Origin of the sequence: Methylobacterium sp. E-016 (assembly GCF_022829745.1) — a bacterium.
Classification (GTDB): domain Bacteria; phylum Pseudomonadota; class Alphaproteobacteria; order Rhizobiales; family Beijerinckiaceae; genus Methylobacterium.
The window spans coordinates 1-10,595 of the sequence record NZ_JAKSYF010000007.1; the positions used below are offsets into that span (position 1 = coordinate 1).

10 protein-coding genes and 1 pseudogene are annotated in these 10,595 nt (G+C 71.5%); 5 read left to right on the forward strand and 6 right to left on the reverse strand.

Features of this window, described 5'->3' with window-relative positions:
- Positions 1-938, reverse strand: a pseudogene (locus MKK68_RS00180) (hypothetical protein); the annotation flags it as partial.
- Positions 939-1,023: 85 nt separating this feature from the next.
- Positions 1,024-2,073 carry a selenide, water dikinase SelD gene (gene selD / locus MKK68_RS00185; RefSeq protein ID WP_147729373.1) on the reverse strand — a complete coding sequence of 350 codons (1,050 nt, stop codon included), beginning with the start codon at positions 2,071-2,073 and terminating at the stop codon, positions 1,024-1,026.
- Between the two features lie 159 nt (positions 2,074-2,232).
- Between selD and moaB the strand changes: the two genes are divergently transcribed.
- Positions 2,233-2,787: a molybdenum cofactor biosynthesis protein B gene (gene moaB, locus MKK68_RS00190; RefSeq protein WP_147729372.1), complete on the forward strand. Its 555-nt coding sequence runs from the start codon at positions 2,233-2,235 to the stop codon at positions 2,785-2,787.
- A gap of 3 nt (positions 2,788-2,790) precedes the next feature.
- On the opposite strand, the gene MKK68_RS00195 is transcribed toward moaB, so the two are convergent.
- A complete protein-coding gene (locus MKK68_RS00195; protein WP_147844223.1) occupies positions 2,791-3,309 on the reverse strand; it encodes a hypothetical protein in 519 nt (172 codons plus the stop codon).
- Between the two features lie 175 nt (positions 3,310-3,484).
- Here MKK68_RS00195 and MKK68_RS00200 point away from each other — a divergent pair, with 175 nt between their 5' ends.
- The gene (locus tag MKK68_RS00200) at positions 3,485-4,597 is read left to right on the forward strand and encodes a PA0069 family radical SAM protein (RefSeq protein WP_244027350.1); all 1,113 of its coding nucleotides are present in this window, start codon (positions 3,485-3,487) and stop codon (positions 4,595-4,597) included.
- 102 nt (positions 4,598-4,699) lie between these two features.
- Here MKK68_RS00200 and MKK68_RS00205 read toward each other — a convergent pair whose 3' ends face one another.
- The 3 genes from MKK68_RS00205 to MKK68_RS00215 form a co-directional block, all read right to left on the reverse strand.
- Positions 4,700-5,326, reverse strand: coding sequence for a ribonuclease HII (locus MKK68_RS00205; protein WP_147729753.1), 627 nt, complete (start codon positions 5,324-5,326; stop codon positions 4,700-4,702).
- Positions 5,327-5,404: 78 nt separating this feature from the next.
- Positions 5,405-6,475: a glycosyltransferase family 1 protein gene (locus tag MKK68_RS00210; protein WP_147858207.1), complete on the reverse strand. Its 1,071-nt coding sequence runs from the start codon at positions 6,473-6,475 to the stop codon at positions 5,405-5,407.
- On the reverse strand, positions 6,472-7,311 hold the full coding sequence (locus tag MKK68_RS00215; RefSeq protein WP_279593195.1) for a UDP-2,3-diacylglucosamine diphosphatase: 840 nt from the start codon (positions 7,309-7,311) through the stop codon (positions 6,472-6,474). Before MKK68_RS00215 ends, MKK68_RS00210 begins: the two co-directional genes overlap by 4 nt.
- A gap of 48 nt (positions 7,312-7,359) precedes the next feature.
- Between MKK68_RS00215 and MKK68_RS00220 the strand changes: the two genes are divergently transcribed.
- The 3 genes from MKK68_RS00220 (at position 7,360) to MKK68_RS00230 (ending at position 10,276) form a co-directional block, all read left to right on the forward strand.
- Entirely contained in the window at positions 7,360-7,584 is a 225-nt protein-coding gene (locus MKK68_RS00220) for a hypothetical protein (RefSeq protein ID WP_244027351.1), read from the forward strand.
- Between the two features lie 399 nt (positions 7,585-7,983).
- Complete coding sequence (locus MKK68_RS00225; protein ID WP_147726356.1) at positions 7,984-9,192, forward strand: aminotransferase class V-fold PLP-dependent enzyme; 1,209 nt, start codon at positions 7,984-7,986, stop codon at positions 9,190-9,192.
- A gap of 145 nt (positions 9,193-9,337) precedes the next feature.
- A complete protein-coding gene (locus MKK68_RS00230) occupies positions 9,338-10,276 on the forward strand; it encodes a D-2-hydroxyacid dehydrogenase (protein WP_147726357.1) in 939 nt (312 codons plus the stop codon).
- Positions 10,277-10,595: the final 319 nt, after the last annotated feature.

Sequence of the window (10,595 nt, forward strand, 5' to 3'; positions counted from 1 at the left end):
GCGCAGCGTGCGCGTACACGCAAACCAGCGGCCGGGTGCCCGGGCAGCCGCAGCGCCTGGGCGATACGCGAATGGGCGATCCCGGCACCGCCGGCATGGCCCGTGCCGGTGAGCGAGGCGATCGAGAGGGAAGCGGCGACACTCCTCCCGCCCCCCTTGGCGGGGGAGGGTACCCTGCGGAGCAGGGGGGGAGGGGGGCGCGACGGTGTCGGATACGGCGCTCCCCTCTCCCGACCCTCGCTGACGCGAGGCCCACCCTCCCCTGCAGAGGGGGGAGGGGAAGACGCGGATGGACTTGAATCCGTTGCGTGAATCGTCCGCTCGCGCTGCAGCAGGACGGGCCGGCCGATGCGGGTGACGCCGGCCTCCGTCCGCACGGCTGCCGACCAGGCGCGTGCGGTCCACTCGGCGTCGACCGGATCGAAGCTGCCCAGCATGCCGAGCGCGGCACGCCGCCAGAGAACTTCGCCGCCGGTGAAGACGGCGTCCGGCGCGGCGTCATCCCCCGCCGACGAGGGCAGGTCGAGGCCGGTCACCGCGTCGTCGAACAGCACCCGAAGCCCCGCCACCGCATCCGCCCCCGAGAGGACCGCGTCGAGAACGAGGGCGGCGAGCGCGCCGGGCGCCAGGAGATCGCCCGCCCGCAGGACCAGGACGAAGTCGACCCCGTCGTCGGCGATAATCGCGGCGGGCGACGTCAATCCCGGCGGCACGACGTCGTGCCGGCATTCCGGGTAGTCCTGCCGGGCGACCGAGGCGATGCTGTCGGCCAGACGCGGCGCGTCGCCGGAGGCGACGGTGAGCACGCGCAGCCGCGGCCACAGGCGTCCGTCCGGCAAGGCGTCCGGGCGCGCGAGCGCGATGGCGGATCGGCCATAGGGCCAATCCGCGACGCCGTGGGCGGTTTCGAGATCCGGGTCGTAGGGAACGTCGGTCACGACGGGGGCGGGCGGCTCTGCGCGACGCATCGCGGGGCCGCGATGATGCCGGAGGATTGGTTTCGATCACCTTCCGGCCCTGGGATCAGCCGGCGACGCGAATTCCCGCCGCGCCCGCCTCCGCCCGCCCGACGATCGCCGCCGCCGGATGCCCGGCGGCGCGGATGCGGGCGAGGATCGCGTCTGCGCGCTCGGGGGCGCAGGCGACGAGCAGGCCGCCCGAGGTCTGCGGATCGGTAAGCAGGTGCCGCGCCCATTCGGGGAAGCCGTCCTCCAGCGCGACCTCGCCGCCGAACGCGGTCCAGTTGCGGTGGGAGGCGCCGGTGACGAAGCCGTCCCGGGCGAGCGTTTCGGCCGAGGGCAGCAGCGGCACGGACGGCCAGTCGATCACGAGGCGGCAGCCGGCGCCGCGCGCGAACTCGAGGCCGTGCCCGAGCAGGCCGAAGCCGGTGACGTCGGTGATGGCGTGCACGTCCGGGTCGGCGGCCAGCTCGGTGCCGACCTTGTTCAGCAGCGTCGTCGTCGCGACGAACGCGGCGTAGCCGCCCTCCGGCAGGGCGTCGCGCTTGATCGCGGCGGAATAGACGCCGACGCCGAGGGGTTTGGTCAGGATCAGCGCGTCGCCGACCCGCGCGTCGGCGTTGCGGCGCACGTCCTCGCGGCGGCAGGTGCCGATCACCGCCAGGCCGTAGATCGGCTCCGGCGTGTCGATCGAGTGCCCGCCGGCGATCGGGATGCCGGCCTCGGCGCAGGTCGCCGCGCCGCCCTTCAGGATCTCGGCGACGATCTGGGGCGCGATCTTGCCGACCGGCATCCCGAGGATGGCCAGCGCCATGATCGGGCGGCCGCCCATGGCGTAGACGTCGGAGATCGCGTTGGTAGCGGCGATCCGGCCGAAATCGCGCGGGTCGTCGACCATCGGCGTGAAGAAGTCGGTGGTGGCGATGACGCAGGTGCCGTCGTCGAGCGCCCAGACCGCGGCGTCGTCGGCGGTCTCGTTGCCGACGAGCAGGCGCTCGAACGGGCCGGCGATCGGCTGGTCGGCGAGCAGCGACCGCAGGATCGCCGGGTCGAGCTTGCAGCCACAGCCGCCGCCGTGGGCGAGGCTGGTGAGGCGGACGGGGGTCGCATCCATGAGGGCACCGCGCGTTCGAACGGACAGGGGTCGCTGATCGGTGCCGATACCATGGATCGCGGGTTCGGCGCGCCTCGGCCCGCGCGCCGCACGCCGGGAAGGATGGGACAATCGCGGGCGGGCGCCCATATTCCGGTCGTTCAACCCGGAGACGGCCCGATGCCCGATACGCCTGCCCGCAGCTTCGTCCCCCTGTCGATCGCGGTGCTGACCGTCTCGGACACGCGCCGGCCGGAGGACGACCGCTCCGGCGACACCCTGGTGCAGCGGCTGACCGAGGCCGGCCACAGGCTCGCGGCGCGCGCGATCGTGCCGGACGAGGCGACGGCGATCCGCGGGACGGTCGAGGGCTGGACGCGCGATCCCGGAATCGACGTGGTGATCACCACCGGCGGCACCGGCTTCACCGGCCGCGACGTCACGCCCGAGGCGTTGGAGCCGCTGTTCGAGAAGCGGATGGACGGCTTCTCGGCGGTGTTCCACCGCATCTCCTACGACAAGATCGGTACCTCGACGCTGCAGTCGCGGGCGACGGCCGGGGTCGCCAACGCCACCTACGTCTTCGTGCTGCCGGGCTCGCCGGGCGCCTGCCGCGACGCCTGGGACGGGATCCTGGTCAGCCAGCTCGACTACCGGCACCGCCCCTGCAACTTCGTCGAGATCATGCCGCGCCTGGACGAGCACCTGCGGCGGGGCGCCTCGCTCACGGCCTGAGGATCACATCCGGTCGATCCGCGCGATCAGGCGCCGCGGCACCAGCCGCGGGGCGAAGGTTCCGATCTCGGTGAGGCGATCGCGGCGGACGAGGTCGCCGGGCCGCGCCGCACCCGCGCCGAGCAGCGCCTCGGCCCGAATGGCCAGCCGCGTCGCCAGCCCGGCATGCGGGCGGGACAATCGCCCCAGGGCGTCGGCCGGCGCTGTGCCGACGAACCGGTCGAGGGTGCGGATCCAGCCGTCGCCGGGCACGTCGCCCGCCTCCAGGCACAGCACCCAGTCGCGGCGCGCGACCGCCGCGCCGGCGAACCACCGGTCCGATCCGCGCGGCGGCACCACCAGGGTCGCGCCGGTCGCGTCGGCGATCGTGTCGACCGCCTCGCCCATCGCGGCGGCGACGATCACGGCGTCACCCACGAGCCCGGCGGCCACGCCTCCGACGAGGGCGCCCAGGGTGTCGGCCAGACGGTCGATCGCATCGGCATCGCCGGGGTCGGCGACATGAACCAGGGCGGAGATCATGGCCGCGCATACCGTATTTTCGCCGGGCGCGGGCAGGCCGGCTCGACGCGGCGGCCCAGCGTTGCACCACAGCCACAAAGCCCGAGAAACTGCCTAAAATCGAGGCGTATCCGACCGGCCTCGTTCCTGTTATGTTCCATGTGAAACACGCTTCCGCCGGGGTGCTGCCAGTCCGATGTCCACACCCCGTCCTCCGCTCGGCGCCGAATCCACGCCGCGACGCCGGCTCGCCGCGACGTCGGAAACGCTGCGCGGCCGGGGCGCCACCGCCAACCCGGGCGGGCGCTTCGAGGCGATCCGCCGCGAGGCCGCCGACGACGGCTGGCCGGCGGACGAGCCCGCACCGGCCAGACGCACAGAGGTGACGCTGGAGCGGGCGAGCGGGATCATCTCCCGCAACACCTCGCCCGACATCTCGTTCGACCGCTCGATCAACCCCTATCGCGGCTGCGAGCACGGCTGCGTCTACTGCTTCGCCCGGCCGAACCACGCCTATGCCGGCCTGTCGCCCGGGCTCGACTTCGAGACGAAGCTCTTCGCCAAGCCGGACGCCGCGCGCCTGCTCGAGCGGGAGCTGTCGGCGCCGGGCTACGCGCCGCGGACCATCGCTCTCGGAACGGCGACCGACCCGTATCAGCCGATTGAGCGCGAGCACCGCATCACCCGGGAGATCCTCGAGGTGCTGGCCCGCCTGCGCCATCCCGTCGGCATCGTGACGAAGTCGAACCTCGTCACCCGCGACATCGACATCCTGGCCGGGATGGCGGAGCGGAACCTCGTGAAGGTGGCGATGTCGGTGACGACCCTCGATCCGGTGCTCGCCCGGAAGATGGAGCCGCGCGCGCCGCATCCGCGCAAGCGCCTGGAGGCGATCCGGGCGCTCAGCCGAGCCGGCGTGCCGGTGATGGTGATCGTCGCGCCGATCATCCCCTCGCTCAACGACCACGAGATCGAGGCGATCATGACGGAGGCCCGCGCCTGCGGCGCGCGGGAGGCGAACCACGTGCTGCTGCGCCTGCCGCACGAGCTGAAGGACCTCGTCGCCGACTGGTTCGCCGAGCACTATCCCGGGCGGCAGCGCCACGTGTTCTCCCTGGTCGAGCAGGCCCGCGGCGGCCGCGAATACGACGCCACGTTCGGCAAGCGGATGACCGGGGAGGGCGCCTACGCCGGCCTAATCGCGACGCGGATGCGGCTGGCCAAGGCGCGCCTCGGCTATGCGCAAACCCGCATCGCCCTCGACGCCTCGGCCTTCGCCAAGCCCGGCGAGCAGTTCTCGCTGCTGTGACGGAGGCGAAGGCGGCGATCGAGCAATGCTCCGCGGCGGCAGGACGGCTGAATCGTTTTGGCATCGACGGACGACCTCAGGCATCTCGCAAACGATTGCGACCTAATCGGCGCCCGTGGTGTTCGCTCCGCCATCGCCGTACGCCCGCGTGAAACTCAGCCGGTGATGCGGGGTGCGGCCGTGGGTCCTGAGGCCGGCGAGGTGCACCGGGGCGCCGTAGCCGACGTTGCGATCCCAACCGTAATGCGGGTGGCGCCGGGCCAGCACCCGCATCAGCGCATCGCGAAACGTCTTGGCGACGATCGAGGCGGCGGCGATCTGCGGCACCGCGCGGTCGCCGCCGACGACCGCACGGCAGGGCTGCGGCAGGCCGGGAACCGCGTCCCGCCCGTCGACCAGCACCGGCGCATCGAGGGCGAGCCGCAGCACCGCCCGGCGCATCGCGTCGAGGGTGGCGACGCGGACGTTGACCCGGTCGATCAATGCCCGGGATCCCGCCGCGACCGCGACGCGGCCCTGCGCGCGGATCAGCGGCGTTAGGATCTCGCGCAGCGGTTCCTTGACCCGCTTGCTGTCGTCGAGGCGGGCGAGCAGGTCCGGCGGGATCGCGGTCGGGTCGAACCACACCGCCGCGACGACCACCGGGCCGCACAGGGCGCCGCGCCCGACCTCGTCGCAGCCGATGACGGCGGGGTAGTCGGCGGCGCAGGCGGGATCGAAGGGGGGCACGGGGCGGGTCGGGTCCGGAGGGGCGGCGACCCATCGCATTCCTTGGCCGGCCCGTCACCCTCTCAACCCGTCACCTCATCAGCCAAGCAGGGCCGCCTCGGCGCCGGCCGGCACGCGCAGATCGGCCGCCTGGGCGTGGGCGCTCTCGATGTTGCCGAAGAACTCGCGGGCGCTCTCGGCCCAGGTCCGGCGGAGGGCCTCCGCGCGGCATTGCCCGCGCGGAACGGCGAGGGCGGCGAGGCATGCCGCGCGCAGGTCGGCGTCGAGCACCCCGGCCCCGGTCCCGGCGACCACGTCGAGGGGGCCGGTGACCGGGTAGGCCGCCACGGGCAGGCCGCAGGCCATCGCCTCGAGCAGCACGATGCCGAAGGTGTCGGTGAGGCTCGGGAACACGAACACGTCGCTCGCCGCGTAGAGCGCGGACAGCTCCGCGCCGGTGCGGGTGCCGAGGAAGCGGGCCTGCGGGTGGGCGGCCGCGAGCCGGGCGCGGTCGGGCCCGTCGCCGATCACCACCTTGCTGCCCGGCAGGTCGAGACTGAGGAAGGCGGCGACGTTCTTCTCGACCGCGACGCGGCCGACGAAGAGAAAGATCGGGCGCGGCAGCCCCGCGAGCGCAGGGGGAACCTCCGCGGAAGGATCGGCCGGGCGGAACAGGTCGGTGTCGACGCCCCGCGTCCAGCGCATCAGGTTGCGGAAGCCGCGGCCGGCGAGCTCGCGCTCGAGCGAGGCGGTGCTGACCATGGTGCCGCTGGCCGCCCGGTGAAAGCGCCGCAGCCAGGCGTAGCTCCACGCCTCGGGGATCGGCGCCCGGGCGGCGAGATATTCGGGAAACCGCGTGTGGTAGCTCGTGGTGAAGGGGCGGCCCTTCGCGCGGCAGAGCCGCCGCACCGCGTGGCCGATCGTGCCCTCGGTGGCGATGTGGACGTGGGTCGGCTCGATCCGCGCCCAGGCGGCGGCGATGCCGCGCGCGCCCGCCAGCGCCAGCCGGATCTCGGGATAGCCCGGCATCGGCAGCGAGCGGAAGTCGCGCGGGGTCACGAAGAACGGCTCGAAGCCGTGGGCGGGGGCGGCCTCGGCCATGCGCTCGAGCGAGCGCACCACGCCGTTGACCTGCGGCGCCCAGGCATCGGTCGCGACCAGCAGCCTCACGCGACCGCCCGGCGGTCCTGCGCCGGAAGCGCACCGGCGCGCTCGGCCTCCGACGCCTCCGCCGCGCGGGCGCGAAGCACGCTCGGATAGTGCAGCACCTCCATGCGGCCGTCGTAATGCTCGACCAGCGCGGTGCAGGATTCAACCCAGTCGCCGGTGTTGAGGTAGCGCAGGCCGTCGATCCGCCGGTCGGCGGCGTGATGGATGTGGCCGCAGATCACCCCGTCGGCACCCTGGCGCCGGGCCTCGTCGGCGAGAAAGGTCTCGAACGCGCCGATGAAGTTGACCGCGTTTTTCACCTTCAGCTTCGCCCAGGCCGAGAGCGACCAGTAGGACAGGCCGAGCCGGCGGCGCAGCTTGTTCAGGCCGGTGTTGACGAACAGCGCGAAGGTGTAGGCGCCGTCGCCGAGATGGGCGAGCCAGCGGGCGTGGCGCACCACCATGTCGAACTGGTCGCCGTGGATCACCAGGTAGCGCCGCCCGTCCGCCGCCTCGTGGATGCGGCTCTCGGCGATCTCGATCCCGCCGAAGGTGGTGCCGATGTAGTCGCGCAGGAACTCGTCGTGGTTGCCCGGCACGTAGACCAGGCTCGAGCCCTTGCGCACCTTGCGCAGGAGCTTCTGCACCACGTCGTTGTGCCCCTGCGGCCAGTACCAGCCCGATCGGAGCTGCCAGCCGTCGACGATGTCGCCGACGAGGTAGAGCGTGTCGGCGTCGTAGTCCTTCAGGAAGTCCAGGAGCAGCCCGGCCTGGCAGCCGCGGGTGCCGAGGTGCAGGTCTGAGAGGAACAGGGTGCGGACGCGGGTCGTCCCTTCCGTGTCGTCGGCCACGAGCATCTCCCGGCGGTCTTCGGCCGAGCCAAACCGGAAACGCGTCTCAGTTTGATGACGGTGCCGCGCATCCGATGCTGCGATGCAGCAAGCAATGCGAAGATCCTTCGCCGGTTTGCTGCAGTGCACGACAATTTTTTTTCGTCGTCCGGGAAGTTTTTCCAGTTTTGCTTGTGGAGCTTCGGCGTTCATAATGGATTCAAAGCGATCGCCTGCCGTAAGGCCGGCGCCGGCGACGGCCAATGGATCGCCGACCTGGATGGTCGACTTGGATCGTGAACCACTTGGATCGTGAGCCGGGGCGGGACGACGGGGAGGAAGGTGTCGAGGGTCGGCGCAGCGCCGGCGTGCAGGATCCGCATTCCGCGGCTTGCGCGACGGCCACGGCCGACGCATGGAAGACGAGGCTTTTCGGAGGCGACCGGCATGGATCCATGCCGCGACCGCGAGCGGTGCCAGACCGTTCCGCCGCTCCGCATCGCCCGGTGAAGCGACCGACCGACGACGCGGAAGTTCCGCGCGGGACAGCCCTCCCGCGCGCTTCCGGCCGCGCCGGTTCGGCGTCCCCCTCACCAGACCGCCCACGGATCACCACACGCCCATGCGTCGCAAGCCGGCGCATCGTTCCTGAAGCCGGCTTGCCGGCCAACGTTTTTTGGTAATCGGAGGACACACCCCATGGCTGCAACGCGGCGCCCCGGACGCAATCACCTCTTCATTCCCGGCCCGACCAACATCCCGGACCGCGTGCTGCGCGCGATGCACGTCCCCTCGGAGGACCACCGCTCGCCCGACTTCCCGGCGCTGGTGAAGCCGCTGTTCCAGGACGCCAAGATGGTGTTCGGCTCCGAGGCGGGCACGATCATCTTCTATCCGTCCTCCGGCACCGGCATCTGGGAATCGGCCCTGGCGAACACGCTCTGCCGCGGCGACAAGGTCCTGACCGCCCGCTACGGCCAGTTCAGCCACCTCTGGGTCGACATGGCCCAGCGCCTCGGCCTCGACGTCATCGTGCAGGACGAGGCTTGGGGCACCGGCGCCGACCCGGAGAAGATCGGCCAGGCGCTGCGCGCCGACACCGAGCACAAGATCAAGGCCGTGATGGTCGTCCACAACGAGACGGCGACCGGCGTCACCAGCGACATCGGCGCGGTCCGCAAGGCGATCGACGCCGCCGGCCACCCGGCGCTGCTGTTCGTCGACGGCATCTCGTCGATCGGCTCGCTGCCGTTCGAGATGGACGCGTGGAAGGTGGATTGCGCCATCGCCGGCTCGCAGAAGGGCTTCATGCTCCCCGCCGGCCTCGGCGTGCTCTGCGCCAGCGCCAAGGCGATCAAGGCCTCCGAAGGCACCGCCGGCGGCAACGACCGCCTCGGACACGTCTACTTCGCCTGGTCCGACCAGCTGAAGCAGAACCCGACCGGCTACTTCCCCTACACCCCGCCGCTTCCGCTGCTCTACGGCCTGCGCGAGGCTCTCGAGTGCATCAAGGAAGAGGGGCTGCAGAACGTCTACCACCGCCATCACGTGCTCGCCGAGGCGACCCGTCAGGCCGTGGCGGCGTGGGGCCTGAAGACCTGCGCCAAGGAGCCCAAGTGGAACTCCGACACGGTGACGGCGATCCTGGCGCCCGAGGGCGTTGATGCGGCCAAGATCATCAAGCACGCCTACGACCGCTACAACCTCTCGCTCGGCGCCGGCCTCAGCCAGGTCGCCGGCAAGGTGTTCCGCATCGGCCACCTCGGTGATCTCAACGAGCTGTCGCTGCTGGGCGCGATCGCCGGCGCCGAGATGGCGATGATCGATTGCGGCGTGCACGTCACCCCGGGCTCGGGCGTCGCCGCCGCGTCGAGCTACCTGCGCGAGCATCCGCTCACCCGGGGCTGACGCTAAGGCCGACACCATCGCGCGGGGGCGGCGACGCCCCCGCGCCATCCCGGACGAGAGGGGATCATCTCGAACCGGATCGGGATCGCCGCGACCGGCGCGTCGCGGGCAGAGCCCGATCCGGCCGTCGCATGAAAGGCGTTCCATGACGAAGAAGATCGTATTCCTCGACCGCGAGTCCCTCGACGCCACGGTCCGGCCGTTCAACTTCCCGCACGACTACAAGGAATACGATTCGACCTGGACACCGGAGGAGATCGTCTCCCGGCTCCAGGGCGCCGAGATCGCGCTGATCAACAAGGTGCCGATGCGCGCCGACACGTTGAAGCAGCTGCCCGACCTCAAGCTCATCGCCGTCGCCGCCACCGGCACCGACGTGGTCGACAAGGAGCAGGCGAAGGCGCAAGGCATCACCGTCGTCAACATCCGCAACTACGCCTTCAACACCGTGCCCGAGCACGTCATCGCGCTGATCTTCGCCCTGCGGCGCGCGATCGTGCCCTACGCCAACTCGGTGCGCCGGGGCGATTGGAACAAGTCGACCCAGTTCTGCTACTTCGACTACCCGATCCACGACATCGCCGGCTCGACGCTCGGCATCGTCGGCTACGGCGCGCTCGGCAAGTCGATCGGCAAGCGGGCGGAAGCGCTCGGCATGAAGGTCATCGCCTACGACGTCTTCCCGCAGGAGGGCCTCGTCGACCTCGAGACGATCCTGACCCAGTCCGACGTCATCACGCTGCACGCGCCGCTGACGCCCGAGACCCGGAACATGATCGGCGCCGAGCAGCTGGCGAAGATGAAGAAGCACGCGATCCTCATCAACACCGCCCGCGGCGGGCTGGTGGACGAGGAGGCCCTGGCCGAGGCGCTGAAGGCCGGCACGATCGGCGGCGCCGGCTTCGACGTGGTGGTGCAGGAGCCGCCCAAGAACGGCAACATCCTGTGCGACCTCGACCTGCCGAACCTGATCGTCACGCCGCACGTGGCCTGGGCCAGCAAGGAGGCGATGCAGATCCTGGCCGACCAGCTCGTCGACAACGTCGAGGCCTTCGTCGCCGGCAAGCCGCAGAACGTGGTCTAGGTCGAACTCTCCCTCCCCCCGCTGCGGGGGAGGGTGGGCCTCGCGTCAGCGAGGGTCGGGAGAGGGGAGCCACGTTTCCGAACGTCGCGCTGCCCCTCTCCCGACCCGCTTCGCGCGCCACCCTCCCCCGCATCGGTGGAGGGCGGCTGAGCGACCGACGAGCCCCAACCGCCTTCACCACCCGCACCCCATCCGCGCCGACCACCGGACGAGAGGACGCACCCCCAACAAGCCGTCAGTCCGGTTCGACCCCGTCGTCGGCTACGACGGCGGCGCCGACCACATCACCGGCTACGGCGGCGTGACGCCCGAGAACGTC

Coding starts and splice junctions, on each gene's coding strand:
- selD (WP_147729373.1), bottom strand. CDS start 2,073: ATGGATGCGACCCCCGTCCGCCTCACCAGCCTCGCCCACGGCGGCGGC.
- moaB (WP_147729372.1), top strand. CDS start 2,233: ATGCCCGATACGCCTGCCCGCAGCTTCGTCCCCCTGTCGATCGCGGTG.
- MKK68_RS00195 (WP_147844223.1), bottom strand. CDS start 3,309: ATGATCTCCGCCCTGGTTCATGTCGCCGACCCCGGCGATGCCGATGCG.
- MKK68_RS00200 (WP_244027350.1), top strand. CDS start 3,485: ATGTCCACACCCCGTCCTCCGCTCGGCGCCGAATCCACGCCGCGACGC.
- MKK68_RS00215 (WP_279593195.1), bottom strand. CDS start 7,311: ATGCTCGTGGCCGACGACACGGAAGGGACGACCCGCGTCCGCACCCTG.
- MKK68_RS00220 (WP_244027351.1), top strand. CDS start 7,360: ATGACGGTGCCGCGCATCCGATGCTGCGATGCAGCAAGCAATGCGAAG.
- MKK68_RS00225 (WP_147726356.1), top strand. CDS start 7,984: ATGGCTGCAACGCGGCGCCCCGGACGCAATCACCTCTTCATTCCCGGC.
- MKK68_RS00230 (WP_147726357.1), top strand. CDS start 9,338: ATGACGAAGAAGATCGTATTCCTCGACCGCGAGTCCCTCGACGCCACG.